This window comes from Paraburkholderia sp. HC6.4b (genome assembly GCF_014200875.1).
Classification (GTDB): domain Bacteria; phylum Pseudomonadota; class Gammaproteobacteria; order Burkholderiales; family Burkholderiaceae; genus Paraburkholderia; species Paraburkholderia tuberum.
Genome location: NZ_JACHDC010000009.1, coordinates 192,826 through 219,083, shown reverse-complemented (window position 1 = coordinate 219,083; position 26,258 = coordinate 192,826). Strand labels below are relative to the sequence as shown.

Annotated in this window: 24 protein-coding genes; 3 read left to right on the top strand and 21 right to left on the bottom strand. The window is 59.3% G+C overall.

Annotated elements, in window-relative coordinates; genetic code table 11:
• Positions 1–31: 31 nt before the first annotated feature.
• Both HDG34_RS16040 and HDG34_RS16035 read right to left on the bottom strand, forming a co-directional pair.
• Entirely contained in the window at positions 32–2,020 is a 1,989-nt protein-coding gene (locus HDG34_RS16040) for a hypothetical protein (RefSeq protein WP_184061232.1), read from the bottom strand.
• The gene (locus tag HDG34_RS16035; protein ID WP_184061231.1) at positions 2,017–4,317 is read right to left on the bottom strand and encodes a hypothetical protein; all 2,301 of its coding nucleotides are present in this window, start codon (positions 4,315–4,317) and stop codon (positions 2,017–2,019) included. The genes HDG34_RS16040 and HDG34_RS16035 overlap by 4 nt, the downstream gene beginning before the upstream one ends.
• Before the next feature lie 117 nt (positions 4,318–4,434).
• Between HDG34_RS16035 and HDG34_RS16030 the strand changes: the two genes are divergently transcribed.
• On the top strand, positions 4,435–4,830 hold the full coding sequence (locus tag HDG34_RS16030; protein WP_184061230.1) for a hypothetical protein: 396 nt from the start codon (positions 4,435–4,437) through the stop codon (positions 4,828–4,830).
• A 414-nt stretch (positions 4,831–5,244) separates the two neighbouring features.
• On the opposite strand, the gene HDG34_RS16025 is transcribed toward HDG34_RS16030, so the two are convergent.
• The 13 genes from HDG34_RS16025 to HDG34_RS15965 all read right to left on the bottom strand — a co-directional run bounded on the left by HDG34_RS16025 (position 5,245) and on the right by HDG34_RS15965 (position 19,423).
• Positions 5,245–5,493 (bottom strand): hypothetical protein, encoded by a 249-nt coding sequence (locus HDG34_RS16025; protein ID WP_184061229.1) that lies wholly within the window; start codon positions 5,491–5,493, stop codon positions 5,245–5,247.
• Between the two features lie 73 nt (positions 5,494–5,566).
• Positions 5,567–6,934: a hypothetical protein gene (locus HDG34_RS16020; protein ID WP_184061228.1), complete on the bottom strand. Its 1,368-nt coding sequence runs from the start codon at positions 6,932–6,934 to the stop codon at positions 5,567–5,569.
• Between the two features lie 73 nt (positions 6,935–7,007).
• Positions 7,008–8,498, bottom strand: a complete 1,491-nt coding sequence (locus HDG34_RS16015) for a hypothetical protein (protein WP_184061227.1) — start codon at positions 8,496–8,498, stop codon at positions 7,008–7,010.
• 3 nt (positions 8,499–8,501) lie between these two features.
• On the bottom strand, positions 8,502–10,067 hold the full coding sequence (locus HDG34_RS16010) for a hypothetical protein (RefSeq protein WP_184061226.1): 1,566 nt from the start codon (positions 10,065–10,067) through the stop codon (positions 8,502–8,504).
• A gap of 216 nt (positions 10,068–10,283) precedes the next feature.
• Positions 10,284–10,967, bottom strand: a complete 684-nt coding sequence (locus tag HDG34_RS16005) for a hypothetical protein (protein ID WP_184061225.1) — start codon at positions 10,965–10,967, stop codon at positions 10,284–10,286.
• An 88-nt stretch (positions 10,968–11,055) separates the two neighbouring features.
• Entirely contained in the window at positions 11,056–11,955 is a 900-nt protein-coding gene (locus HDG34_RS16000) for a hypothetical protein (RefSeq protein ID WP_184061224.1), read from the bottom strand.
• Positions 11,955–13,070, bottom strand: coding sequence for a hypothetical protein (locus HDG34_RS15995; protein WP_184061223.1), 1,116 nt, complete (start codon positions 13,068–13,070; stop codon positions 11,955–11,957). Before HDG34_RS15995 ends, HDG34_RS16000 begins: the two co-directional genes overlap by 1 nt.
• Positions 13,057–13,776 carry a hypothetical protein gene (locus tag HDG34_RS15990; protein ID WP_184061222.1) on the bottom strand — a complete coding sequence of 240 codons (720 nt, stop codon included), beginning with the start codon at positions 13,774–13,776 and terminating at the stop codon, positions 13,057–13,059. The genes HDG34_RS15995 and HDG34_RS15990 overlap by 14 nt, the downstream gene beginning before the upstream one ends.
• Positions 13,703–14,395 (bottom strand): hypothetical protein, encoded by a 693-nt coding sequence (locus HDG34_RS15985; RefSeq protein WP_184061221.1) that lies wholly within the window; start codon positions 14,393–14,395, stop codon positions 13,703–13,705. The genes HDG34_RS15990 and HDG34_RS15985 overlap by 74 nt, the downstream gene beginning before the upstream one ends.
• Positions 14,392–14,838, bottom strand: a complete 447-nt coding sequence (locus tag HDG34_RS15980) for a hypothetical protein (protein WP_184061220.1) — start codon at positions 14,836–14,838, stop codon at positions 14,392–14,394. The genes HDG34_RS15985 and HDG34_RS15980 overlap by 4 nt, the downstream gene beginning before the upstream one ends.
• A gap of 138 nt (positions 14,839–14,976) precedes the next feature.
• Positions 14,977–15,594 (bottom strand): hypothetical protein, encoded by a 618-nt coding sequence (locus tag HDG34_RS15975; RefSeq protein ID WP_184061219.1) that lies wholly within the window; start codon positions 15,592–15,594, stop codon positions 14,977–14,979.
• Between the two features lie 108 nt (positions 15,595–15,702).
• Entirely contained in the window at positions 15,703–17,202 is a 1,500-nt protein-coding gene (locus HDG34_RS39845; protein ID WP_184061218.1) for a hypothetical protein, read from the bottom strand.
• 172 nt (positions 17,203–17,374) lie between these two features.
• Positions 17,375–19,423 (bottom strand): hypothetical protein, encoded by a 2,049-nt coding sequence (locus tag HDG34_RS15965; RefSeq protein WP_184061217.1) that lies wholly within the window; start codon positions 19,421–19,423, stop codon positions 17,375–17,377.
• A 390-nt stretch (positions 19,424–19,813) separates the two neighbouring features.
• Here HDG34_RS15965 and HDG34_RS15960 point away from each other — a divergent pair, with 390 nt between their 5' ends.
• Complete coding sequence (locus tag HDG34_RS15960) at positions 19,814–20,932, top strand: hypothetical protein (protein WP_184061216.1); 1,119 nt, start codon at positions 19,814–19,816, stop codon at positions 20,930–20,932.
• A 27-nt stretch (positions 20,933–20,959) separates the two neighbouring features.
• Here HDG34_RS15960 and HDG34_RS15955 read toward each other — a convergent pair whose 3' ends face one another.
• Together HDG34_RS15955 and HDG34_RS15950 are read right to left on the bottom strand one after the other, a co-directional pair.
• Positions 20,960–21,283 carry a hypothetical protein gene (locus HDG34_RS15955; RefSeq protein WP_184061215.1) on the bottom strand — a complete coding sequence of 108 codons (324 nt, stop codon included), beginning with the start codon at positions 21,281–21,283 and terminating at the stop codon, positions 20,960–20,962.
• 51 nt (positions 21,284–21,334) lie between these two features.
• Entirely contained in the window at positions 21,335–23,536 is a 2,202-nt protein-coding gene (locus tag HDG34_RS15950; protein ID WP_184061214.1) for a family B DNA polymerase, read from the bottom strand.
• Positions 23,537–23,676: 140 nt separating this feature from the next.
• Here HDG34_RS15950 and HDG34_RS15945 point away from each other — a divergent pair, with 140 nt between their 5' ends.
• Positions 23,677–24,111, top strand: a complete 435-nt coding sequence (locus HDG34_RS15945; protein ID WP_184061213.1) for an SET domain-containing protein — start codon at positions 23,677–23,679, stop codon at positions 24,109–24,111.
• A gap of 383 nt (positions 24,112–24,494) precedes the next feature.
• Here the strand turns inward: HDG34_RS15945 and HDG34_RS15940 are convergent, their stop codons facing one another.
• Genes HDG34_RS15940 through HDG34_RS15925 form a run of 4 tightly spaced genes read right to left on the bottom strand, consistent with a single transcriptional unit; the run spans position 24,495 to position 26,249 of the window.
• Positions 24,495–24,902 (bottom strand): phage DNA polymerase-associated SH3 family protein, encoded by a 408-nt coding sequence (locus HDG34_RS15940; protein ID WP_184061212.1) that lies wholly within the window; start codon positions 24,900–24,902, stop codon positions 24,495–24,497.
• 15 nt (positions 24,903–24,917) lie between these two features.
• Entirely contained in the window at positions 24,918–25,325 is a 408-nt protein-coding gene (locus HDG34_RS15935) for a hypothetical protein (protein WP_184061211.1), read from the bottom strand.
• A gap of 8 nt (positions 25,326–25,333) precedes the next feature.
• Positions 25,334–25,861, bottom strand: a complete 528-nt coding sequence (locus tag HDG34_RS15930) for a hypothetical protein (protein ID WP_184061210.1) — start codon at positions 25,859–25,861, stop codon at positions 25,334–25,336.
• On the bottom strand, positions 25,830–26,249 hold the full coding sequence (locus HDG34_RS15925; RefSeq protein WP_184061209.1) for a hypothetical protein: 420 nt from the start codon (positions 26,247–26,249) through the stop codon (positions 25,830–25,832). The genes HDG34_RS15930 and HDG34_RS15925 overlap by 32 nt, the downstream gene beginning before the upstream one ends.
• Positions 26,250–26,258: the final 9 nt, after the last annotated feature.

Below are 26,258 nucleotides of genomic sequence, written 5' to 3'. Positions count from 1 at the left end.
TTCCAGCTGACGCCCCGCAACGCAGGTTCTTTCAACCGGAGACGCAGGTCTCGGGCTGAAGAATCTCGCGAGGAGAGAGGAACACGTCGAACGGATGATCCATGCGCCTCGTGTGAATGAAACTCACTGGATCGGTCAGCACTTCGCGGTGATGTTCGAAGGCCATCGCAGCCGAGAGCGAGCGGTGTTTCATTGATAGCGACATGACACCAAGACCCGCGGTCGTCCACGGCTTGGGCAGACTGTAGTCAAGCGTCTCGGCCGAGACGATCATGGCCTGCCGCAGCACCATGGCAAGGACCGTCAGATTTACGTCGAGTTTGCTGTTGACGAGATCGAAAAGTTCGACGAGCGCATCATCGGGCAACGTCCTCTTGTCCCGCTTCTGCATCATGCCCACGCTCGATTCCAGCAGCTTGGCAATATCCTTCGAATGATCCGCCATGCTGAAGTGTTTCAGTGGCAACGCGAGAATGGGCCACGAACTGTTCCATCCCTCCATGTCGATGACGTGGTTGCCTCTCTCGTCGCTCGTCAGGCCGACCTTGCGGATGTGGCGCATGAGCTCGTGCGTGATAGACGCGACGCGCTGCCCCGCGCGGGTTGGAATTTCTGGACCCGTGGCAACGCCGACTTCCCCCGTCACAATGCTGATACACGGGACCTGCGAGAAGCGCGCGATGTTCAGGTTCTCGACGTTTTCGACTTCAAATATGTCGTTGATATTGGGTATTGCCTCTCCCGGGATAATGAGCCTGACCGGCCTGCCTTTCAGTCGCGCGGCCAGCAGGTACGAATTTTCATCGGCGCCCAGTCTCAGGAACTGCCGGTCCGCCTGATGCAACACCGCTGGTTCGATCGATGCAGTTCTATCCAGGTGCTTGACTGCGAGCACCGACTGCGATGACTTCTCGGTGAGCAGCATGCAGCACAGGTGTCCGATGTTGGTGTCTTTCGGTACTGATCGGGATAGTTCTCCGAAACAGGCTGAACACACACCCGCCGGATCCGGATGAGCGCAATGCAGGACCGTGCGCAACCGGATGGTCCTGCCGACGAGATCCGTATCGCGCTTGCGGATGGTCCTGAGCTCACCGGATGCTTCATCGAGATAGTTCATGCCGGCCAGCAGCGCGATATCGTCCGTGCGCACCATCCAGTGCGAATACTGATCGGTACCGCAATCGCCATGGTGCAACCGCTGGATGTTCATGGACATGAGCTGCAGGCGCCGCGAAAAATACTCGGTATCCTGCAGTGGTGCCGCGGCGAAGAACAGGGACTTGGCGGCCGATCTCGACTCGACGAGCGAATCCCGGAAACTGCGGATGCCTTCGGTAAAGCTCGGCAGTACCGGCAGCTCGAACTGGTTCGAGTCAATATCCGTAATCTTTCCGCGAAATGCGACGCACTCGAGCAGTTGTTCGAAGCGCACGGTTCCCGAGCGCGCGGCGATCACGATCGGATTGCGATCGAGCGCGGGGTCCTCGCGGATGATTGTGCCTACCTGAGAATATGCGTCTTCGAGCATGCGGTCAGTGACTTCACCCAGCGGCACTGCGTACACCGGCCTTTTCGCTTCCACAACGGGAGGATGATCGACTACCTTGACGAAGTCCGAGATATCGAAGGAAACGATGTACTCCTCGAGCCGCAACGAGAGATCGTTGTACATCGTGTTGACGATCTCATACGTGCGTCGTCCGATCCGGTCGACCGTGACAACAGGATCTGACTCATAGGCATCAAGCACGTCCCACGCTACATTGGCCAGCAGTTTCAGATGTGTACCGGTGTCCAGCCGGCGACCATCCAGGACGTGCGTGACGTGATGTCTCATGAGGACCGGCGCAGCTGGATATTCCCGGAGCAGATCCCATCCGTAGCTGCTGTACAGCGTCGAACGGTGATCGACCTGCAGTTCTCCATCGTCGAACATCAGCCGGAACGTGCCATGAAGCATGCCCCAGAGGCTCTCTGTGCTGTAGTCCAGCAGCGTTCTGGCAGAAATGCGTCTCATGTTATTTCCTCGCATGGGGCGGGCTCTGATTGGGTGGGTTCTCCGTTGTCGGGATGAACGACAGGCTGCGCTCCGTTGGGCCACGGGTTGGGCCAATCCGGCACGTGAGGCGTATAGACAAACTCGACGCCCATGCAGGCAAGCAGGTGCCTGACGAGTTGCAGCGGGCGGTTGTTGCCATAGGGGACGACCGGGCGGTCCACTGCACTGGCAATGTCGGCAGGGTTCTCCGCGCAGAGGATTGAATCCAGAATCGCCTGGTGTGTCTCCCGGCTGTTGTTGCGGTCAACGATTTCGGCCACCGCCCGCGGTCCGCAATATGCCGCGATGAGTCGCATCTCCGCTTCGCCAAATGCCCTGATCGACTGCGGGCGGTAGGGCAGGGCATATTTGTCGACGTTGGTGACGGGAGACAGGACGCCAAAGTGCTGTGTCTTGCCCGACGACACCGCGGTCCCGTCGTCAGCGATCTTCTCGAGCAGGATGATGTACATGCTGCCGATGCGGACCGGCACCTTCGTTCTTACTTCGCGCCCCGAATTGCCGGTATAGGTAACCGGCCCGTAGGTGGACCAGTAGCCCTTCTTTTCCAGCAGCCGGACGATGTCGGCGGTGTGCCTTGGATTATCGGGAGGGTAGTGCAGGGTGAGTATGCCGGCCGCGATGATGCTTGCCAGATGCTCAGCCATGGGCCTCTGGTAGCGACTGTTGGTAGATTGATCTGAGCCGGGTGTGAACCACTTTGCCATGTCCGGCACGACGATTTCGTAGTAGCCGATGAGCCAGTCGACTGCCTGCCTGAAGAGGGCAGGGCCTGCGTTTTCGATCTCGCGGATTCTCGCAAGCGTGTTCTGCTCGTGAGGCTTGAGCCCGAACCACCGGCAGATCTGATTCACCACATCGCGCGAATACGCGTTGATGAAGAGTTCATAGGCGCGCCCGGGATTCTCGCGCGAGACAATCGAGTTTGGGGCAAACACGATTTCCGCGCGGTTGCCGTCCGCGTCAACGGGCATGGCTTCGGGCGGCACCACCTTGCAGATGACTCCCTTGCCGCCATGAGTGTCAGTGATCTTGAACCCGACGGTTGGCGTGATCTCGTACTCGATCACGAACTCGATGCGCCAGTCGTCGACCGGTGCATTGCGGTACAGCTTGAAGACGCGTTCCTTTGTCTGCGTCGTGGCTGCCAGCGCTTCCACCACCAGTCGGTGGAATTCGGGTGTCAGGTGCAGATATTCCCTGCCGCGCTCGCGTTCGAGCCGCCGGTATTCCTTCACGATTTCGCTGTAAAACTCGTGCAGCGCCTCGTCGTATCGTGCGGCCTGTGTTTCCATGCCCCGTGGAGTCGGAAAGACACTCGCCTGGCGGTCGTGATGTACGCGGATATCGATGACCCGCCCACGACCGGTGCGAGCGTAGGTCAGGCGGTCAAACACGTGATCGGGCTCCATGAGGTCATGCATGCCCTGCTCTACAATCGCGAGCTCGCGATCGTAACTCTGCGGATCGCGATCGTAAGATCGCAGTGCCATCAGCAGTCCGTCGGGACGGACGTAATCTCCGATGTCGGGAAATGCCTTGAAGTTCTCCGCGTCGCCGTAGATGTTCAGCGGAAAGTAACGGTGGCCGAATTCCACCACGCGAACTTCGAACTTGTTGAAGACGAATTCTTTGACGAGATCCGAGGAGACCAGCACTCCGTCTTCTGATGTTGCGGGATGGGTCATGAAGGCGACATTGCACTCACGACCATATTTGTAGCCGCCCGCGTCGGTGACTGAGGGTGAATCAGTCAGGATCGTGCCGGCGGCGAGCCAGTCGCCCGCCTTCAGGCGTGACAGCGCTGGCTTGATGACATTGCGGAATCCGAAGTGTGTGTGATACGACGTGTGGGTTTGCACATCGATACAGCCAATCTCGTTGGTATGAACGTCCTCGTAGATGATGAGCGTGTGGGGATTGTCTTCACGGTTGCGGATAACGCAATCTGCCCCAAGCGTTGCGCGGTAGCGGTCAATCACGCGGATGACCTGACAGTCGACCGGCACGCGGGTCGAGAAGGTGTATTTGGCGAACTCCCGTTCGGCGCCGGTCTGGCAGTACCGCTCGGTTGCACCGCGGAAAGTCAGCATCTGTCCCAGGTGCGAGGCAAACATCTGTTTGCGCACTGCGCTGTCATTGCCGTCCCACGGATTGAGGCTCAGGACGTTGAGCAGCTCCATGTGCAACTCATTCGGTTCTTCACGCAATACGCCAGCATCGGATTCATACGGAGCCTCACTCAGATCGTTCATGGGTACCTCTCAAAAAACGCATTCACCAGCCAGCAGGCAAGGCCATCAGGCCTGTGACCTGAATGGCTTCCAGATGAGTGATATAGGTCTCAACCGTTTTTCGTAAGGATCTGCACCATGGCCGCGTCGACCGCATCGGCCACCCCGATCACGCCTGTCGTGCGGATTGCACCAATAGGCAGTCTCATGTTGAATCCGGGCCCCGCCGTCTATTACACCGACGCATTTCGTCGGGTTCTCGAAGACCACATGGGCTTTCTCAGAGCACACCCGGCAACGCAGCTCGTCCCGGTATCCGCCCAGGATTCGGACTGGGCTTTCGAACATGATCTGTTCGGATTCCTCCAGAGCCTGGGTATCGCACCCCAGTATCACTGGGTGGCGATGCGGATGAACAACTACACCGATCCCACCGAATTTGGCGCGAGTGCATCGCTACTTCTTCTGCCTCCGCAAAACGTGATCGAGCAGATACGCTCGGCATATATGGCCAGCAGCGTCATGACTGCGTGACTGGACTCCCTTTTCCAAAAAAGAAGTACGGGCCTTGCAGGTCAAACGCCAGGAGCGGTTAGTCCATCTCGCCCCCTCCTGGCAGAGGGGGCTGAGGCTGCCAGACTTCCTTATTCCGGGACCGGTTCTCCAGTCCTGACATCGACACGAAGGGGACGTGCCTGACCCGTGGGATACGCGATCTGGCCTTCGTCGGTAATGTGCGCGTCCGCGCAAACGCGCCAGGCCTGTGCCGCACGACCTATGGGTCTGTCCTTCGAGTACGGACGTGCACTCGCTGCCGCCAGAAGTGTCGTGCCCTTTCCCCACTCGCCGCCGTCCACGACGATGAAATGGGTCAGTCGTGGGTCGGATTGCCTTACATTCATCTTGTGTTCCTGTTCGTTAAATGAAGCTGTTGGGAAGAGGAGGGGGTCAGTCCTCAAGGCCGTAGGCTTTCGCGAAGGCGTTCTGGCTTGTGTAGCATTCAGAGGTACCTACGCGGTAGCGGCTGGTCGATCCCCGGATGTACACGTGAACGCGGCCATCCCTGTGCTCGGCAACATGCAGGTGGCCGTCATCCTTGAGTCCCATGCGGACGTGAACGGTGCCGCAGACGTTGTTCATCGCGACCATGGCTGAGAAGGCGGCTTCAGCCTGGGCACGATCCAGCATTTTTATCATTAGCTATCCTTCGTAAAGATCCTTCCAAGGGAGAAATGGAGAAAGGGCTCCCCTCTCCATCCTCGTTACGGACTCAGATCAGTCCGCGCCTTGTGCCTGGCGCTCCGCCGTATGGACCCGGGCCGGTGGGGTTGCCGGGCCAGGCAGCAGGGTAGGTGCCCGGGTAATTGCTGGGATAGTTGCCCGGGTAGACCGACTGACGGTTAAGCGCGAGCGTGGCGCGCTGGGCCCATTCCGACGTTTGCGGCGGTGGTGGCGGCTGAACCGGTGCGAACGGCTCGACGCTGGCCAGTGCGGGATTGCTACGGATGACGGAACTGAAGTCGAGGCCCCGGTCGGTATAGCGCAGATCAGACTGCGGTGGCTGGGGCTGGGGCTGGGGCTGCGCCTGAGACTGTGCAGCAGATGCCCCGCGCGCCATCACTTCGTCAAGCGACACACGTGCCGGCGGAACATGTACGCCGGGTGCGGATGCGGCTACCGGGCGAGGCGCATGATCCGCCGGCTGTGGCGCCTGCGTGGTGGACGCAGCTGGCTCCGGTTCGTCCCAGGGGACACCCTCGTTGCCTGCCTGCGGCGGAACGCGCCAGATCTGCGCCTGCATCATCCCGAGATTCATGAACGTTTCCTGCCAGTCGGCGTCGATCAGATGAACACTCGCCGGGACTTCGGGCGTGCTGATCTGGCTCTCGAACTTTTCGGTGATGTCGTTGAGCGCCTGGATAATGCCAAGCGATGCCTGCATCAGCGCGTGAAGGTTGGGTGCGATATCGGAGTCCGTGCCGCGATCGTACGCCTGCGCTTCGCCGATCCGGGGGAAGATGAACTCCAGCAGCGCGGCGAGGGTCTCCTTGTCCTTCACCCGGCACTTGATCCCCCAGATGTCATGCTCCGGCTTTTTCAGCTCCTCATATAGCGGAAAGCTCACGACGCCCACGCGCTTGTGACTCTTGCCTGCAACCAGACCGGTCTTCTTCAGGAAGAGGGTGACAATCTGGCGCGCGGTCTGACCCACTTCCATGGCATCGAGAACCTTGCTGGCGAGATCCCGCGTGCTCTGGTCGGCGTGCTTGACGAGCGAAAGGAATTCTGACTGGTCTGGCGTGAGGTGTTTGTGATTCTCTTTCTCCACCGCGATACGCAGCAGCTTGACGATATGACCGCTTGCGACTTCGTTGAAACGGTAGATCAGCAGGGAACGAAACTTCTCCAGTACCGGAGATTTGCCCCGGGTAATCATTTCGCTCAGCGGGTGAAAGAGCACGATCTCCGATTTGTCCATCGCCTGAAATTCGGGGGTGGGCAGCACAAGCCGCTTTCCCTCGACGAGAACAGGTTCCGTTTCTGCGAGGATGGTTCCGGAAATCATGTTGTCGGCGGTGACGGTGAGATTCGCCGTTTTCAGCAGTTGTCGATAGACTTCGAGCAGGGTTGGTGTCATGGATTGAATCGGGAGCGCTTCTCGCGCTCCCGCTCTGTGAGTGTCAGGTTTCTGGTTTGGGATCAGGCCGGATTCAGATGAGCCCGTAGCGTGGCTTCTGGGGCATGGCTGCCGGCTGGGTGCTGGTCATGCCGTCGTAGTTGGCGATGGTCGTGCAGATTTCGTGGAAGTCCCCGGCAAGCCGCTGGCCCAGATGGGTCTGGGTCGTCACGACCGGCACCATTAATGCATCGGCGAAGCTGGGTGACACATAAGTGATGACAGGGCCGCCGTCGAGCGAGATATCTATCCACGTCTCGCCCAGCAGATTGATTCTCATCTCCAGCCAGAAGTCGATCTGGTTGTTGTGCGACACGTCCTTCAGGATCATGTGCTCCAGGTTGATCCTGAACTGCTCGATGAAAGGCGAGAGATCGCGCCTCGAAAAACTCTCTGCATCACCCGGAATGAACGTGATGGAGGAGTGCCCGTCCACGCCGCTGGGCGCATTCGATGAAAACACCTGGCGATTGGTAGCGGTAAAGGCGAATCGGGTCAGTGTGTACACGGACATCAGGGCTAGCACGGACTGGGCCAGGATCGTCGCCACCTGCGTGAGCCGGTCGGATCCCCCCCAGTCCTGGGACATGCCGCTACCCACGCGATGCACACGGGTGCTGGCCGGCAGTTCCAGTGCCTTGACCTTGTGGACCACATCCGGGTCGAGCCGGCACAGGTCACTCCAGGTAAAGAAGTTCGTGAGCATGCCCTCACGATACTCCTGCATCGCGCGGAAAAACGGGTTGAGCGCCAGGACGCTGTCCTGCGCGTAACCGCGTGCCGAATCGAGTACCTCGGTTTCCGGCTGGAGGCCAAAGTTGTTGCTGTCCGCCGCCTTCTTGTAGTTGTCGAGCACTGCGGCCGCGTAAAACGCCGCAATGGAATTGCTCCGGGTCGACGCAACCGGTACGCGCGTCAGTGTCGTGCGTGTGTCGAGCGTGTCGCCCATGTTGTGCAGATGGTTCAGACTCATCGTTGCGTACATGTCCTCGGGCCGCATGCTCATCGTCTTCTCTTTGACATACGCATCGAAGTACGTCGGATCGACCAGCACGTGCGCATTCTCCGCGACGTTGGTATGAGGCTGGTTGCCCAGTGGGGTGGTCTCGATATATTCGCGAACCTGGACCACGGAATTCACATAGAACTCCATGTTGGGATCGATATGGCAGCTGCCCGTGTTGACGATCCCCATGTAGTTGGTCCAGCCGAGCACCTTGACGACAGACACAGCGCCTCCCATGCTGTGTGATTCCACTTCCATGAAATACCGGCAGCGTGTGGCGTCCCAGCCATTGACGATGCCGATAGCCTTTTCGGGCGTCGCTGCGGGCGACACGATCTGGTTGGCGATGCCGGCAAGACGTGCCGGCGTATAACGGTTCTCACCGCAGAGCGTTTCGCATATGGCATTGAGACCCGGCCCCTGGAGCGTGTTGTCGTAGGGGCGCATGTACTGGGTGTTGTAGGTGCCCGTCGGGCTGATGATCAGCCGCCGGACGACGATGCGGGTTGGGATGTCCATCACTTAAAAGCTCCTTGATGCAAGCGCAATGCTGAGTTGCGCGAGTTTGATCCGGATGTTGCCGGGCACCGCGTAATGCCGTTCGCGTGGATTGCGGGTGAGCTCGGCCACCCATTCGGGGGGAAGGGTCAGGCGCCAGCCGGTTTCGCCGAGCTGCCTGACCACGTCATCAATCGCCAGCTCGGCACAGGTCGGTACACGCGCTGTTTTCGATTTGCCGCCCGGCATGCGCCGGTAGGGAAACCATCGTTCCAGTTCCGCGATCATGGCGGCCGGAATTTTTGAGCGTGCCTCGAGGCTGCCGAGATACATGACGTCGGCATCGGATACCGGGAGCGCACTCACGAGCGCGGCCAGCTCGCGATAGCCCTTGTGCCAGTACACGGCCTGGGCGACGGCGAACGCCTGCAGGATCGAGGCGCGCGGCAAATGGAAGAGGGCGCGGGGTTGCAACTGCTTGCGGTACTGCAGGACATACATGGTCAGGGTCATCTGGACCTTGCGCTCCCTGACGTGCTCGAGCACCTTCACGGACTCGAACGACATCTCCAGGCAATCGGCTGGCATGTCTGGTGCAATCTGCCGCGCGATGTGGCGCATGTCGCGCGCGTAATACCTGATGGGCGCAATCTTGCCGTCGGCGACCGGCATCTTCTCCTTGCATGCCTCGAGTCGCGACTGCTGGTTCTCGATATCCTGACCATACGTTTCGGTTTCTTTCTTCTCCTTGATGATCGCGTTAAAGCCTCCTTCCGAACCGGGCCGTGTCTTGTGCCTGATGAAGGTGAATACGCAGGAGACGAGGTTCGACGACGTGTCGAGCCCTCGCACATCGGCAATGGTGAGTTTGCGCACCAGCACAAGTGCCGTGAGCAGCGTCGGATAGTCTTCGGTACTGATGCCCCTGAAGACGTGCGCGGACTTCTCGACATCGTGCCGTCCCGCGCCGACACGCGACCAGTACTCCACGTAACCGCGCAGACGCTCCATCGGGGGGCTCTGACCGAGGCCGGTAGCTGCGAGTAGCTGCCAGGCGTAGAACTCCTTCCAGCCGGTCGGCACCTCGGCACGGATGCGCGCGATGAATTCGCCCCACACGGGAAAGATCACCCGCAGCGCAATCGACAGAGCGACGAGCCATTCATATTCCTCGCGTACATAGGTACCGTCACGCGTGCCGGGCATCTCGTACGGCACGAACTCGTCCTTCACATCGTCCGGGCAGCGAAGATTGCTGTAAAACGCAATCCAGTGCCGGATATCTTCGAGTGGATGCAACTCGCAGAGTCGGGCAACCGGAGCATGCAGCCTGCGCGTCAGGGCATGTGTTTCGTAGCACTCCCGGAACACATCACGGATCTCCGCATATACCGCGTAAGCTTCGTCCTGCCGCTCCGGTGGCATCCTCGCCCAGTACTGGTTGATCTGGTCAAAAACGTCGTAGTCGAGATTCCTGACGATGTTCTTGAATTCAGAAATATTCCATTCGAGACTCTCTCCACCATGCTCCAGTGCAACCTCGGTGAGATTGTTGTCAGTCAGGCCGATTCTGCTGATTCGCAGTTTCAATTTCTATCTCCCTTAAAACGCGTCGGCATTTCAGCAAGATAGTGATATGTCACCCAGATTCGTTTCGATTCGTCGGGCTCGTTCTGTTGGGGGAATAGGGCAGGTCAGCCCGGTCTGACTGACCTGCCGGAGTTGTTCTGTCCTGGCTGCTGCCGACGATGGCGACGCAAGGGAAGTTATCCGGGCAATGCAGAAGGCGGGGCGACTCCTGACTCGCTAATAGGGAATATCGTCCTCCTCAACTTCAGCATAGTGGGACTTTGCAGAAGTTGAAGCCCGGCCCCTGTTATTTTTGCCACCACCATCGTTCTGGGGTTGCGGATGTTCGTACTCCGTTCGCATCAGGTCGGTGACGAACTGTCGAACGAGATGTATCCAGCCGAGCGCAAAGAGCTGGGATGCCTCTGCCTTGCTGTACTGCTCGCCGGCCTTGTGCTGCAGGAAGTGATAGCGGCTGTAACCGAAATCGAACCGGATATTGGGCCGCCCTTTGGCCGACAGCGCAACCCAGACGATTCCGTCCTCATCCTTGCCGTAGCAGAATGCAGAGCGTACCGCGGGCTTCTCGCCCTGGGCCGGATTGCGGTCACGCTCGACGTTGCAAAGCTGGCGTTTGTTTTCCTTGCCATCGGGTCCGGCGATCACCCGTTCGAAGTCGATGAGCGTGCCAATGAATTCGACCGGCGAAATTTCGGCGCTGATACGCCCGCCATCGTTATCGCGATCATCGGGATCATTGGTAAACACCGTGATGAACGGTGTATTGGCAAACACAGTGACATACAGTGACGCCCAGATCTTCTTGCCGTCATTGCCGGTCTTGCCCTGAAGCGGTGCGGAAAGCATGAGCCGGCGGCTGTCGAGTATGGTTTTGCTGCGCGCCTTGCGGTTTTCAGGCATGGGGAATCCTCAATGGTTGGATTGGCACGGTCGCATGACACAGCATGGCCGCGTTCAATAAAAATTTCCGTGTCGCTGATCGCGTGATCTAGTAGCGGCTGGAAATGATCTTCTTCAGGACTTCGCGGGCATAGGGGTTTTTCATGAGATCCACGCCGAGCGCGATGCGCTCGAAGGTGGTGGTCGGGTTCCACTGCATTTTCTGTGCGATCTGCAGCAGTTCGCGTCGAAGTTCCAGACGCATGGGAGCAAAGAGTTCCGAATCGCCGAACACCTGGATGAGATCCTCGCGAAAGGGGATCATCGTGAGCTCGCGCCCCTGGGCGTACTTGGTGTGCCAGAGGGCTTTCTCCTTGAGCCGCCCGGTATGTGACTCGAGCAGCGTCATTTCCCTGAAGCGCTTCGCGGAGAAGAGGTCGTAGGCGTAGTGGGTCAGCAGCAGGATTTTTGGCGACGATGATTTGGGATCCGGAGTCGCTGGCGCAAGCTTAAGATCAAAGACAGCGATCCGGTCATGCCGCTGCTCATCCTCCTGTCGTTCCTGCGCCCGTGCTGTCTTCAGCATGAGGGCGATAGTGTCTTTCTGGATCGCGGCATACTGCTTCTGGCGTGCGGTCGAATCCGTGCGCAACGTAGCGAAGGGATATTTCTGCGCGAGCCCCGCGTAATTGCTTACGTAGTACACGGTCCTGCAACGGTTCTGTGTGGCTTCGGCGACGAGCTCCGAAAGCTGGCTGAGCTCTTCCTGAAGTGTCCATGCCAGCTCGTCGGGAAACACGGCGCCTGCCGTCGTTTTATCCAGCGCGCCCATGCAGTTGCGCAAGAGCGTCTTCAGGTTGCACCAGAGTTCGTCATAACGAAGGATTGGCGCCGGAGACTCCTGGTGGTCAGGATGAATGCCGAACGCGCCTTCGAGTGCGAGAGACGTGCCAACGGAGAGCGGGAAATAGCCCATGGCACGGGCGGTGAGGCCAGCGGTGGCGGACATCACATAGCCTCCTGGATTTTCTGTTGTGCGACGGCGACGACCGTTGGACTCACGCCCGAGGCGATCATGCGTTCCGTGAGCAGCTGCAGGATGTTGCCGGCATGAATGGTGACGGGTTCAAAGACCTCGCTGTCGTCGTAAGCCTTGCGCTCTTCCTCGTCGGGACGAACCGGAAGCTTGCTCCAGCTGAAGAACGGATAAAGCCTGATGAGCGCGTCCATGTCTGCGAGCAGTGGATGGTCATGCATGGCCTGGATGCGAACCGCAGAATGTTCTGGCAGCTCGCGAACACGCCCGTCAATTGCGCGTAATGCGGCTTCCACATCAAGGTCGGTGCAGTCGATCGTGATGTACAGACGCGCGCCGGTATTTTCGATAAAGGTGACTTCATGGTCTCCCGAGGTATGCAACACCGCCCTCAGGTGACCTTTCGGCTCTTCGTGTCCGTGTGAGTACCGGTCGAAGGAGCCCTGCGCGTAGATGCGGTCGAAGGATGAATGCCGGTGGTTGTGACCAATGAACGCCAGATAACGTGTAATCGCCAGCCACGCGGCTGAATCGTGTTTCGGTACGCGCGCGGCCGCCGGAAGCTGGAACTCGAAGTGACCATGCATGAACATCAGGTCGACCTTCCCGATCCCCTTTGCCTTCATCAGGCTGCGGAATTCGCTGAGCGTCCTGTCGGTGTCGGGCGTGGCCTCATCTGGTACGAACCCGATCCAGAGATCGAGAGCTGGTTCATACTCGATGCTGATCTCGCGCACATATCTGAGTCTGGCGTTGATGCCGGCGATCTCATTGATCGTGACAAAGCGTGCCGACTGCTCCCAGTCGTGACTGCGTGTACCCTCCAGCACGTACAGGATGATGTCGTGCTTTTTGCAGAGCAGCAGCAGATCGCGGATCCAGAAGTCGATCTGCGGCACATCTTCATCGTTGAGCGGGAAGAGGGTGTCAAAGACATCGCCTGCCAGACAGATCACGTCCAGCTGTGCCGTTTCTTCGTTATCGGGGAAGGCGGCCCGCAGGTTGCGCAGGATGCCTTGCGTAGGCGTGCGCCGGTTGCCGAGATGGATGTCGCTGGCAACCGCGAGATGGATATCAGAAGTCCTCATACACGTCGGGAGTAACGGGGCCGCCCTTAGCGGCGAGCGCAGCGCCGGCCGCCTTTTCTGATTCGGCGTACAACGGTTCGCGACCGTAGCGCCCGAGAATGGCGTTCCACTGAAGAACATGGAGCGCGAGCACCGCGGTGTTGTTCATGAAACTGGCGCGCTCACGTAGTGACTGCTCGATAAACGCCTTCGCCTGATTCGGGTGCAGTCCCGCAAGTTTCGCGGCAGTCGCGACGATGTCGGTGAAGGCGGCCTGGCCAGCAGCGCGGTTGTGGATGTCCCTGACGGGATTGATGCCGTGGTAGTCGAGGAAGGGGGGGACGCGAAACAGCGTCTGGCCCGTTGCGTTGTCGAACACGTCGACCGGCTTGCAGGGGCCACCGGCAATGGAGATCCAGTCGGCCATGGTGACGGGATACGGCAGTTCGGCATCGCGTGCGAGCAGCGGCAGAAAAACGTGGACGAACTGGTCCTCGGGCAGTTTGGCGACGTCCTGGCTGGCGATCTCATGCAGGTTCTGCGCCACCGTATTGATGAAGTCACCCGGGTGGGCGTCGGGTGAAGCGGGGGTTTCAGTAGATGGTTTCATGATGGGGGAATGGACGTCCGGCCCGGATCGATACCCGCGCCATTCATCCTGCGCCGCCGACGGGCGTTGGCTGATCCGGTGACGATCCCGCGCGGGATACCTCGCGCAATCGTTCAAGAATCCTTTCGAGATGGCCTTCAGGATCCTCGAAGGCTTCGCGAACTTTCGGAATGAGCTGGGTGAAGTAGAAAAACTGGATGTACTGAAGCTTCAGTGCAAAGGCCTGCCGTCTGAGTTCGGCGAGGTAACGCGGGTGAAGAATCATGCGGGCGTTTTCATACGCGGTGTGGCCCCGCTCCTGATAAGTGAACACCTCGTAGTCCACGACTTCCAGCGACATCGCATCGGTTTGCGTGCTCCGGTCCATTGCCGTGCGCCCATCCGCGTAGACTGGCGTAAAGGCGACAACGCAGCAGGTCTCCGTTGCCACGGGAAAATCGGTCAGCGCGAGGATGTAGCCATCCTCGAGCAGCCAGGGTGTGGTACGGACTTCCCAGGTCCGGAGGGTATGAGGCAATCGCCGATGCTCGAGGTACTCGTGCTGGTCGAACATCATGGCACCGTAGATCGCGCGCTCGAGGCGCCGCACGCAACTCTCGACCCGCGCCGGTATGGGGGCATCGGGCCGTAACTGGCCATCGGTACAGGGGCTTCCTCCGTTGCTGTTAAGGCGACGCGGGTCGCCGTAGGCAACGGGAGCCGGCACACCGCCCGGTTCTTGCGGTTCGATGTTCATGACGCGATGTCCTGAAGCACTGTCTGCGCTGCCGTGACGCCGGCATTGTTCAGCGCCAGCACACGCACCAGTCTTGAACTGGACAGCTCGATCAGGCCGCTGAGCGGATACACGACGCCATCCTCGGTGAGCTCCGCATAGACGTAGAGCGTGATCAGGCTGCTTTCGTTACCATTCAGCACATCGTCGCTCGCGACCTGCACGCTCGCGAGATCGTAGTAGCGCGAAAAAAAGGAGGTCAGGGCGGCCTGCAGCGCAGTGCAGGTACCGGGAATGTTGCCCGCGTTCTTCGCGATGAGGTACTGCAGGCTCGTTACGTTGCCGTTGAAAATGTACGACTGGTTGGCCTGGCTCTCGTACAGATGAGCCATTAACCGGTCAGCCTTCTGCTGGGGCGAAACGATCCAGCCAGCGGTCGAGAGTGTCGGTACGGGCGTGGTCATGATGGGTTACCTGCACGCGAATTCACGCTAAAGGCGGGTGGCCTTCTGGAGAAAGGTGGCCGCGTCGTTGCCTCGGGTGAGCAGTGGGACGGTACCCGGCAGGCGCGTTGGTGCGGCTGCCGGGTATCAGACTGGCGACTACAGCATGCCCCCTTCCTTGCTCGTGTGATCCTCCTTGCCGGCGAGCGCATACGCGCGGGCGAACTCGTGCGTGGCGATGATGTCGCTCTGTTCGTCGAGCTCCAGATGCCGGTCGCCATCTCTGAGCGGTTCCCAGTATTGTTCGAACACCACCTGACCGTCGGCCGTTTCCTGCGCCACGCCGTCATGGATGCGGCGCCAGTCGTAGTGGTCCTCGCCACTCAGGCCGGGGTCCATATCGACGTAGCTTTCTGAATAGCCGTCGCAGCGTTGCTGGTGATAAAGCCTTCGGGTCTCAGGCTCGGCCATGATCCAGCGCTGCATGGTCAGGGGCGCGTTCTGCAGCCTGCCGATGTCCCAGATCGTCTGGATCGTGTCGCTCATGAACAGGCTGTCGACACGCCGTACGGCCGCACGGGCGAGCCGCATGGCTTCGGATCCGTTGAACGCATCGAAGAGGTTGCGCGCTGAACCGGCGAACTGTCTGCCAAACTCGGTTAGCCCGCCACTGAACGGTTCCAGCTGCTTCTGGAGATAGGCGATCGTGCCGGGATGCTTGCTGCCGCCATAGACAAGCGCATCAAAATCACTCTCGTCGCCTGCGGTGAGCATCATGGCTGCCTCCGGAGATAACATTCAGACATGGTCGTTTCTTCCTTGATTGATGGGTTGTGATCCTGATTGATCGGGCTGCATTAAGGCAGCGCCATTCGCTCAGGTACCTCAGGCAGCTTCGGGGATAAGTGCCATGCGCCGCAGCACTTCTGGATCGGGTGTATCGGGTTCCGGCCAGTGGATCCAGTTGCTGATCGTGAGCACGACGGTCTTCGGCATCGAGAGATTCTTCGAGAGGGCACGCGGCTCGTTCATGCTGAAGGTGCTCTGATGCGGCATCAGGCTGTAGAGCTCGTCGGTCAGTACGTGATCGAGCGTCAGCACGAGATTCATCATGTCGCCGTCGAAGTCGGCATTCGGCCCGGTCACATCGAGAATGCTGAAGAAGACGGTTGGCACGCTCACGTCGGTGGTGACGCGCGTGATGAAGAGCAGCTGGATACTTGCGCGGTGCAGGCTCGGGTTGCGCTGCATGGTCACCGGCACACCTGGCCCGCGCGAACCCGCGATGATCCGCTGGAAGAAGTGGTCAAGCTTCTCGCTGTACTGATTGACGTGCGCGTTCAGATAGGTCTCGGCTTCCCACGGCGTCATGCCTTCGCGAAGCAGGAAATTCTTCAGATGCAACTCGAACACGACGACGCCGACGCTCCACGGGATATGCACCCCGGTATAGTCGTGCGGGTCGGTGTACGAACTGATGACGGCCCGGAACGCGAAGTGGCAGCGCGTGCCGTACATGTTCTTGCGGTACACGCCGGTCTTCGACGCAAGCAGGTCACGTATGGCGATGTCGTAGTATTCAGCCGTCTGGGCAATCATGCGGATGGTGCGGTTCTCGCGCACGATGTCCGAGTGAGGCGACATCGGGGAATCAATTCCCACCATCATGCGAATGGCGTCCACCGCGATGGGCGTCGTGCTGTCGGTGTAGCCCGCGTGATGCGTGTCTTCGAGCACCAGCAGCGACCGGTTTGGTAGTGGCAGGTACTGCGAGAAGACGCAGTGCCGGTACTGCTCGAGGCACGCCTTGAGGGGCGCGAGCTCCTTCTTCGCGTAGTCCTTCAGGTTGAACAGGAAGGCCATGATGGCGTCGAAATTCTCCACGAAGTTGTTGTAGCCCCGTGGCAGTCCCGATGAGCGGATCGCCTCCATCACCGGCGGTTCCCTGACTGGTGCTTTCCAGGTGCGATCGCAGAGCCACCGGATCACATCGAAACTGTTCTTCTGGAATCCCTCGCGCAGCATGGTCCAGACATGCGGGTTGATGAGCGCCTTGACGCCTCTTGGCGCACGCAGCCAGATGAGCGGCTCCAGATCGCCCTGGTAGGGGGCGGTGACCTCGGTGTGGCAGTCGGGGCAGACCATCGCAGGAACGCCGCGGCCGTCGCCAAGCTTGTCGACGCCGAGGGTGTTGCCGCATGCGCACGACGGGATGTTCGAGAGAGAATCCGAGTGGATGAGATCGTAGCGGGTGAATATGAGGTTATCGACGTGCTCCTTCTCTTCGCTGGTGATGTCGGGAAGATCATTGATGATGATGGGTTCGCGCGACGTACGGTAATGAAAGATCTCATCGTGACTGACGAGTCGGGAACTGATTGCCACGTTGGTTCTCCAGCAGGGGCACCTGGGAAGGGCGGTTGCTGCACTGGATTGCCCGGTTCAATAAAAAAATGCCTGTCGTTCGACGGTGTTGCTGTCATTGCGCCGGAACATCCTTGCTGTGGCGGAAAAAACGCCGGCAGGGGAAGCCTCCCCTGCCGGCAGTCTGGATGCTTCAGTACATGAAGCGGTTAAAGCCCGCACGGTTGCCGTACTGCTGCGACGGCCCTGCGTAGCTGGAGCCAAAGAGCCCGAGATTGATACCGGGATCGAGGGCGGCGTCTGCGACGAACGGATTGATCGGGCGCCGGTACTGCGGCTGATGGCCGGCCACCGAGTCGACGTTCATCTTGATCTTGAGTTCGGCAATCGACATCAGGAGCGCAGTGAAGAAGATGTTGTCGAGCGTGCAGCGACGCGCAAAGCCCGTGTACGTCACGTTGCGTTCGCCAACGATTCCCTCGATGATCTTCTGGCGGCGGGAAATCCGCAGGTTCAGCGGCAGGTTGACGTCGGAGAAGGTATCGGACCATTCGAGGACATCCTGGTGGTTGCTGGTGCCCTGGGTTGCCAGCAGCGCGAGATAGTCGATAAAGCGGATATCGAGCTTCTCGCCGGTCCTGTAGATGAAGTAACCGAGGTGAATCCGGTTGTACTCGTCGGTCACGAGCCGGTGGTCCTCCAGCTGCAGCCGTTGTCGGCTCAGGGCGTCCGGATGCTGTTGCCGCGCCAGGGTATCGACGAGAGCCATGTAGTTCTTGACGAACAGGCCGTTGGTCAGGTCCATGGAGGAGCCGACGAGCATCCGGTTGCCCGTACGGCGGTTTTCGGCGTCGCTGTCGCCGGCGAGCAGGATCGCCTCAGAGAGCGCCGTCTCCGGACCGCACTCGGGGATGTCGACCGAGACGGCCAGCCGCTGCCGGATCGTGCTGGCGATGAGCTTGTGGAACTCGCTGCCATTCTGGGGGTTCTGCCGGGTGAATGAATCGAGCGTGCTGTCCAGAGGCACGCCGTAACCCGTTGCACTATTCTCGAAGTTCGCTTCGATATTGAGCGCCCCGATATTTTTCCAGTCGACGTCGCTGCCACCGCTGCGCTCCTTCGCAGGACGGAAGGCTTCAGCCCACAGCATGTTCGTGGACAGACACGCCGCAGAAACGAGCGAGAGTAGCTGGCCGCCGAGGGTGGGCACCTTCTCCGACTCGCTTTGTGTTGCCACAAACCGCGGCAGGTACTTCTGGTACTGCGACGGATGGACGCCACCCGGTTGAAGTTGCTGTGGCGCAACCCACTGGGCGTAGGGCTGGTTCTGCTGGTCAACCGGTGCCCAGACCAGATCCACGAAGCCACGAACGAGCGTGACGGTCGTGTCGCGCACGGCCGCATCCTGCTGGCCCTGGACCAGCTGGCCAGGAACCGTGGTGCGGATTTCGACATCGGCCCGCACCGGATGGCCCACGGCGTTGTAGATCTGCTCATTGCCGAACTTCGGGCGCACCGTCAGGACCTCGTTGCCGACCGCGTCAGCAAGGTTCAGGTCATGCCATCCGCCCGGCTTGTTACGTGAGAGCTCGGACGAGCACGCGTTGCCGGCACAGACGGCCAGCTTGTGCGCGAGCTCTTCGTTCGCCGGGTTGAAGTCACGCGGTACCACGCAGACACCGGCGCCCCATTGCGGAACCATCGGGTACACCTTCTCGAGGCGATTCCTGACTTCGTTGTTGAGTATCTGGTTGTTCGTATCGCCGGTCAGCCGCAGCTCGGTGATGGTCTCGTTGGCCACAAAGCGCGACACAGACTCCAGTGCCGGCGCCGAGCCCTCGATGATGAGGGTGTAGTAGGCGACGCCACGGTCGAGCCAGGCCTTGTGGCGCAGGGTGACCACTACGGCCGAGAAATACAGGTCAACGGTATCTTTCCAGTTGATCGGGATGAGCTCCAGTTCGTGGTCCGGATCTCGTTCCTTGAACTCGCTCCTGAGCATCTCGGTGATCTTCCCGAGAGCCTCACCGCCCTTGTGCCGGGAGATCACGGACGGGACGTAATCATTGGCCGACGTGAACGAGAACTGGCCGCTCTGGCCACGGGTCCGGGAAGCGGATGCGCCGGGTGCCTGCTCCTGCTGCTGGCCTTCGGGATCCATTCCCTGATTGAATGCATGCACCATGCCCGGGTCCGCGCCCGCGTCGCGCGCAGCATTCTTCGAAGGTTGATTCACTGCCATGGCTTTTCCTTGCGATTGGGTTAAACACACATGTGGTCCTTAGCAGTCCTGCTAATGACAATGAGGTGATATATCAGTGAAATTCCGTTGAATCGAACCACCCGCGCCGATATCACGCAAGTGCGCTCAGGCGTTCGGAAGATCACATCTGTTCAAAGAGACATGACACGGCATTCCCTGGCCGGGCCTGTTTCGGTCAGCCAGATGGAAAGGAATGCGAAGTGTCCCCTCCAAAGGATATAGACAGCGGCGGTAAATTCTTACCCGACGCAGTTCTCTCCAATGGGTGGACAGCAACCCGCGCACGCGTCCGGCGCATCCCGTACTGGGTGCCGGCACGGGGTCGCTTCAATGTTATGGGCGAAGTTCTGTCATCCGATATATCGAACCATGCACACGCTATTCAACCTGTCACCACGCTCGCTCCAGGGCATTCAGGTGCCGGGAGCGTGGCACGCCATCCGGGATGGCCTGCGTCGCAATCTGGGACAGGTCATCCGGTACTACCGGCATGCGCCGGGGGCAGTCAAAAGCAGTCATCCGTTGGTGAAACTGGTTCAGAGCGTCGATGTTCCGCTCTCACTCGCGCTCGAGCGTTACCATGCCAATGTCGACGCGATGGCGCTCAACCTGTCGATGGCAATGAAAATGACGTCCTCGATATTCAGGGGAAAAGTCTGGAACGGTGAGTTTTACGGCGCGGGCCATGACGAGATACTCGTTGTCCATACGGAGTACTTTGATCTCGCGCTGGCCCATCGGGATTGGCGCAATGCCACACCTCTACGTGTATTGAGACATGCCAGAAGTGATCTGGAAATGAATTTACCCGACGGTCACTTCACAGGGTCGGAAACGGGAATGGCTGTAATCGCTATCAATCTTCCCATGCTGATGGTTCAGTATCGCGCGTTTCGTGAAGAAGAAAAAAGAAGCGCGGGTCGCGTGGATGAAAAGTCCGTCACGATGTTCGTGCACAGGTTCGTGCTACCCAACATGCTCTTCAGTCAACTCGATCAAACTCTCCTTAACCGGATTCGCCGCCTGCAGGCGCGTGTACCTGCGGGGTGGTCGACACGGAAACATCCGTTTGCGCTGGCCGATTACTCGGTGCGACTTGATCACTGCTATGAAGAAATCCTAGTGGGCCTCACAAGGCAACGCAAGAATTTCATCGGGGTTTTACAAAGCGTGCCGGTAGCAGCACATCACACTCTTGAAGAGGCCATGCATCTACCTGACATGGCGCCGACGAGACAGGTCATGTGGGCGCTCGCCATCGCTCGCCTGCCGATGCTCGACTTCGTACTGGGCGCATCGGGTGACACGCCAGGTACGCTTAACCAGTCGGAAATCAACCTGCTGAACCGCACCTTTCTTGGCTGGCAGCAGGAGCGTCTTTTCGAAGGCGTGATGAATGCGCTTACATACCAGGCGGTACTCGACGAGTTCGATGCAATCCGTCACAAGGCAAATCCTGTCCACGCGGATAGCACGAGTCTTGCGTGAGTACTGGTAGATTGCGCACCGGGTCATTCAATAACGTTTCAGAGCCGATGTTGCCTGACGCTTCGCGATGGCCTCGTGCAGCCCCCATTCGTCAATGAGCTGGCAGTAAAGTTCGCGGCCGTAGTATGTGGCGCACGTGCCGGCTTCCTGCTGGCCAATAATGACCTTTGCAGCGAAGCCGCATTCGATCAGTGCGTCACGGGCAGGCTTGCTCGCAACATCACCATCGTCTACGGGTCCGTTCTCGATCAGCTGGATCAGTACGTCAGTCCAGCCGCACGGAAGGTCATCTGTCTCGATGGGTGAACTTTCCCAGTGTTCACGTGTACGCTGGGCAAAGGGTGTCTTCACGTTCGTCTCCACGTTTATTCCCGACAGGCCACGGCAGATGCCGCGCGGCCTCTATGCCGTCATTGTGTTTAGCAGCGCAGTGCCATCGGCTGCCGTTGCTTTCACGAGAGGCGGATAGTCGTCGCTCACGAGCCGCGTGATCTGCCTGTTCTCCATGGCGACACCGAGACTTTCGAGCACCAGGTAGAAAGTCTTCATGGTGTCCTTCACGAGCTTGCGAATGGCAACGCGTTCAAGGATTTCACGTGGAACACCTCCCGCATGAATGGCTTCTTCTGGAACGTAGAAAGTCGTGAGCGAACTTCTGCCGTGCGAAGCGAGCCATGCGCCAAGACGTGCTGCCAGTTCCTGGTCGGCCATTGCCGTGAGCCACGCCTTGATGCGTGCCGGCGAGCCCATGTCGACCGGAATCTTGATCGCTGTATAGGGGGGTGTTCCCGCCATGCCGTACTTCATCCCGAAGGTGGCGTTCCAGAATAGATAGTGCGCGTAAACGGACCGCTCGGGCGGCAGCGTATAGGCCCCCGCGGGCTTGATCTGTCCGATACGGAAATACTCGCAGCTCGAGCGTTTCATGATCGAGTCGATGATGTCGTGTTCGATCGCTGATATCTCGCCGAGGATCTTCATGATCGAGAGCTTCTCCTCATGCGCGACCGTTTTCATGATGTCGATCATGAGCAGTTTTGCGCGTGCCGTGACGGCCGGCGGAGCACTCGACGACTTCAGATGCACGCCCTTGATCTCCGCTTCGGGCTCGGTGTAAAGCTGGCCTTCGCGGCAGTCGATGAGCGCGTAATAGTGTTTGGCAACGGGTGTTGGCGTGAAGGTGACAAACCGGTATTCGTTTTTCATCACGGTATCGAACAGGCGCTGTTCCTCGACACCAAAGTTGGCCGACATTCGTGCGAGCAGATGCGCCACCGTCATGGAGGCAAGGAACACGAGGACCGCGGCCACGGCCTGCGAGCGCGCATCGAACCCCAGACGCCCATCGTTGAACCAGATCACCCACTCCTGGACCGTAAAGAGTGTCGAGTCCGTGTCGCCCATCAGCGCCACACGTCGGATGCTTTCAGGAAACGCCGCCACCGACGCAGGCACGTTTTTTGTGACAAAGAACGCGCGGATGAGATCGCGGTATTCGTCGAGCACCGTCTGGATATTGATGACGGTCGATGCGACGATGCCATGTGCGTTTGTGCCGGCAACCCCGTCAAGCTTCCTGCCACGCATCTCCTGTGGACACAGCTGCACAGCGAGTGCAATGACTTCAGGTGATGCCGACGCAAGCACGGTGCCAGGATCGGGATGCACGAGCTCGATGCGCGAAGCCAGTCGGCTGATGAAGGTACGGATAACGGCGTCGTTGTAGTACCGCAGGTGATACAGGTCGCCCGTGTAGACGAACGCACTGCGCTCGGCTGGCGTGAGCTGGCTGACGTACTGCCCGATGAGCCGATGATGTGCGGGGTCGCGGAAATAGAAGTGGGTGGAACGCAGTATGCAAGCCATCGTCTCCTCGAGCTCCGGATGCCGGATACCGTGACGCTTCATGGCGGCATCAAGCGCCCCGTAGTCGGTATTCAACCTGATCGACGTGATGTTGTTTTTCACGACGTCGGGCGACCAGTAGTGGCGGTTGCCAGCGAGCAGCTTCTCGTTGTTCGCGGAACCGTAGCTCGCAGTGACGCGGCAGTTTGAGGTGAGGGTGGAGTGCGCCGAGAGGTTGAAGAGGGGCGTGGAAGCAGAAACGTGCGCGCCCGAGCAGGCATTGCTCGCGAGCTTCATGTTGGTCTGCTCGTTATCCTTGAGGATCTCGAGCAGCGTGTTGCCGTCGCTGCGCGCCTGGAACATTGCGCGTTTGGCGACGCCCCGCTGCACCTTGTTCGCCCCGATAAAGCCGGTCAGCAGCGACTCCCTGACCTGCGGATGAAGATAGGTCGTGAAAGTCGGGGCAATCAGTTCACGTTGCGCGACGGTCGTCGCGAGAAAGGCCTGCAGTGTGCCCGTCCTGAGTTCCCGGTCGCCGCGCTCATTGCGCTGAAGGTAAGTGACATCTGGGTCCTGAAAGGCAAACGTACCATCGGACTCAAGGTTTGACTGAACGAACCTCAGGCATTCGTCGCGGGATGCCCCCGTCATTGCTGTCAGGTAGCTGACGGTCTGCCGGACATAGTGCCCGAGCACGTCGATATCTCTCGCGTACTGATCGGCGCGCAGAGTAAAAGGGGTGGGGGTCGCATTGCCCATGTCTTGCCATCCATGAGATCTGGCACACCATCCCCAGCGCCGGTAAAAGTTTGCATGTCACCTGATGGACGATCCCGCGCGGCCCTTCCGGGCGGTAGTTCGCAAGCTATACTTCAGATAACTTTCCATCTTCAGAAAACATGAAACGTGTCACTGTCAGGCGCTCCTCGATACACGGCAAGGGAGTATTCGCGCTTCGCCCGCTCATCACCGGAGAGCGCATTCTTGAATACAAAGGGCTGGTGACGACGTGGAAGGAGGCGTCGCGCCATCAGCACGAGGGGCACACGTTTCTTTTCGGGCGTTCTGATGGGCGGGTAATCGACGGTGGCCGTGGTGGTAACGCGACGCGGTGGCTGAACCATTCCTGCGCCGCAAACTGTGAGGCCATCGAAGAAGAGGGCGGACGCGTCTATATCGAAGCCACACGCGACATCGATCCCGGAGAAGAGCTCTTCATCAATTACGCGCTCGAAGTGGACGCCGGTCTGGATGAGGCAACGCTCGCGGAGTATGCATGCCGGTGCGGCGGCGATGATTGCAGGGGCACGATGCTGGGTGAGCAGACCCGTTAGCGGAAAAAAAGGAGGTGGGCCGCAGTGTGACCTGCGGCCCACCTCCACGCTGGAGAAGACAACGCACCTGCGCACGCCAGACGCCATCACGCCCAGTCCCGCTGCGGGCGACCCCAAGGATAAGATCGCCACGGCGGTTGCGCGCACGATAACTACGTTGTCTCCGGCGGCACTTCCTCAGTCCCCACTGAAGTTCCTGCCTCGACGCGACGTTGCCTGTCGCGTCGGCCAGCAGGCAAACCGGACACGGCCCATGCCCTTTCTACCACCCGCAATCTGTGCTGTATCCAAGCCATAAGATGCGCGATTGCCCCACACATCATGGTGAATGCCTGTAAAAAGTATCCAAAAAAAGAAGCGTCGTTTCAGGCGCGTGACCTGATTCACGAGCTTGAGATAGAAACGTCGATCGCGGTGTACCCATTGCTGATCAGCGCGTTCTGCACACCCTGGATATCGCCCGCCGTGACGTTGCCGATGAGTGCCGTGATGGTCTGGCTCGTGGAGGCGCGGATGGTGCTTTCGTTGATCCACGGCATCCCCAGCGCGGTCACCGATCCCGACTGCGTTCTGATCTTGATGTAGTTGTACTGTGATGGATCGTTGGGCGTGCCCTGAGCTTCAAGCCAGGGCCAGACCTTGATATGCATCCCCACCGTGTCGATCACCTGATTGGCGCTTTCCTGGTTCAGGATGCCCTGCACGGTTGCATTCTGGAAATTGTTGCCGAGCACGGGAGCAGGGTACACATCGAATGTGAGGACCTGCCCGATCTGGTAGTTATACGACACGATACCTCCCGTTTATCAGTACGGGCAGTGAAACAGCACGATGTCGTCGCCAAGAAAACAGTCGAACCCGTAATCCAGGTCGGTCAGCGGGTTGCCCGCACGAAACAGGCCATACGTCATCAGGCGCTCAAAGAATTGGTGCGCGAAAGACTGCGTGGCGTTGATCAGACGGATATGGATGGTGTGTGCCGGGTCTTCCTCGAGTTCGGGAAGGGTCAACCGGTGAATGTCGGGCAGCGCGGCAAGCTTCTGCCCGTCGCCGTCCCAGTCCAGAAATACGTCAAGCACCTGCCGGACGATCTCCTCAAAGCCGGCGTCCGACAGCGTCACGCCTCGCAGCTGCCGGCGAAACGCGCGGATCAGATCCGCGGTGGGCAGCACAATCCGCGACGGGTATTGTCCGTCGGGTTTGCGACGTTCCATGGCGCACCTCAGTGACGACGCCGCCGGATGGTATCGCTCCAGGCCCAGAGCTCATCGTCGGTCAGATAATCGACCGGCCCACGCAGGACGAGCAGCGGCGCCATCAGGCGTTGAAGGATAATGGCGTGGCCGACGAGATCTGCGAACTGGTAATGCAGGTAGCCATCCCGGTAGAGTCCGAGCTGTCGGATGAGCGCATGGAGCTGCATGCCAACCCGGTACATCTCGTTGGCCGTGCGCATGACAGCGTTGATGCGGCGCCTGTGTTCATCGTCCTCGTCGGTCTGTGACACGCAGGCCCCGTCGTTTTCGCGAGGAACGAACTGCAGCGCATCCTGTACCATCTGAGAGCACATGTCCTCGAGCCGTTCAGGGGCGCGATTCTCGTAGGCAAGGCAGTCGACGATGCGCCCGATGAACTCCTCATGGTTTTCCTCAAGATCCGGATAGCGGGTGAAGAGGTCATCAAGAAGAGGGCGTGTTTCGAGAATCACGCTTTCCGGATCAGTCGTAGTTTTCGAAAAGGAGTAGCCCATTTGGGTAACAAGCCCTGAAGTAGTAAGGGAAAATGCCGTCGGCATCGTAAAGACACAGTGCGTTGAGCTGCCTCGTGATTGCGTAGCCCGCCTCCACGACCAGCATCGCGAGCCGGTGCTGTTCGTATCTCAGTAGCTCGTGCTGGCCGTAGAGTGCATCGCCATAACCCACGTCACTTGCGAACTCATGCAGTTCGTCGGCTGCGAGTCTGCCGGCGAGACTCACGCTGTCGAAAAGCTGCGTGTAGAAGGCCTCGATGTCGACCGTAGGTTTCGAGGGGTGTTCCACCCATTCCCTGAGTTCCTGAAGCTCCCGTGGAGTCTCCATGACGACATAGCGCGGGATCGCGGCGCACACCAGGATCGGTCCAGGTTGCACCATATCCATGTTAGTTCC

Bases quoted from the DNA above. Each gene is read 5' to 3' on its own strand.
- HDG34_RS16040 (WP_184061232.1), bottom strand. From the start codon at position 2,020: ATGAGACGCATTTCTGCCAGAACGCTGCTGGACTACAGCACAGAGAGC.
- HDG34_RS16035 (WP_184061231.1), bottom strand. From the start codon at position 4,317: ATGAACGATCTGAGTGAGGCTCCGTATGAATCCGATGCTGGCGTATTG.
- HDG34_RS16030 (WP_184061230.1), top strand. From the start codon at position 4,435: ATGGCCGCGTCGACCGCATCGGCCACCCCGATCACGCCTGTCGTGCGG.
- HDG34_RS16025 (WP_184061229.1), bottom strand. From the start codon at position 5,493: ATGATAAAAATGCTGGATCGTGCCCAGGCTGAAGCCGCCTTCTCAGCC.
- HDG34_RS16020 (WP_184061228.1), bottom strand. From the start codon at position 6,934: ATGACACCAACCCTGCTCGAAGTCTATCGACAACTGCTGAAAACGGCG.
- HDG34_RS16015 (WP_184061227.1), bottom strand. From the start codon at position 8,498: ATGGACATCCCAACCCGCATCGTCGTCCGGCGGCTGATCATCAGCCCG.
- HDG34_RS16005 (WP_184061225.1), bottom strand. From the start codon at position 10,967: ATGCCTGAAAACCGCAAGGCGCGCAGCAAAACCATACTCGACAGCCGC.
- HDG34_RS16000 (WP_184061224.1), bottom strand. From the start codon at position 11,955: ATGTCCGCCACCGCTGGCCTCACCGCCCGTGCCATGGGCTATTTCCCG.
- HDG34_RS15995 (WP_184061223.1), bottom strand. From the start codon at position 13,070: ATGAGGACTTCTGATATCCATCTCGCGGTTGCCAGCGACATCCATCTC.
- HDG34_RS15985 (WP_184061221.1), bottom strand. From the start codon at position 14,395: ATGAACATCGAACCGCAAGAACCGGGCGGTGTGCCGGCTCCCGTTGCC.
- HDG34_RS15980 (WP_184061220.1), bottom strand. From the start codon at position 14,838: ATGACCACGCCCGTACCGACACTCTCGACCGCTGGCTGGATCGTTTCG.
- HDG34_RS15975 (WP_184061219.1), bottom strand. From the start codon at position 15,594: ATGATGCTCACCGCAGGCGACGAGAGTGATTTTGATGCGCTTGTCTAT.
- HDG34_RS15965 (WP_184061217.1), bottom strand. From the start codon at position 19,423: ATGGCAGTGAATCAACCTTCGAAGAATGCTGCGCGCGACGCGGGCGCG.
- HDG34_RS15960 (WP_184061216.1), top strand. From the start codon at position 19,814: ATGCACACGCTATTCAACCTGTCACCACGCTCGCTCCAGGGCATTCAG.
- HDG34_RS15950 (WP_184061214.1), bottom strand. From the start codon at position 23,536: ATGGGCAATGCGACCCCCACCCCTTTTACTCTGCGCGCCGATCAGTAC.
- HDG34_RS15945 (WP_184061213.1), top strand. From the start codon at position 23,677: ATGAAACGTGTCACTGTCAGGCGCTCCTCGATACACGGCAAGGGAGTA.
- HDG34_RS15935 (WP_184061211.1), bottom strand. From the start codon at position 25,325: ATGGAACGTCGCAAACCCGACGGACAATACCCGTCGCGGATTGTGCTG.
- HDG34_RS15930 (WP_184061210.1), bottom strand. From the start codon at position 25,861: ATGGGCTACTCCTTTTCGAAAACTACGACTGATCCGGAAAGCGTGATT.
- HDG34_RS15925 (WP_184061209.1), bottom strand. From the start codon at position 26,249: ATGGATATGGTGCAACCTGGACCGATCCTGGTGTGCGCCGCGATCCCG.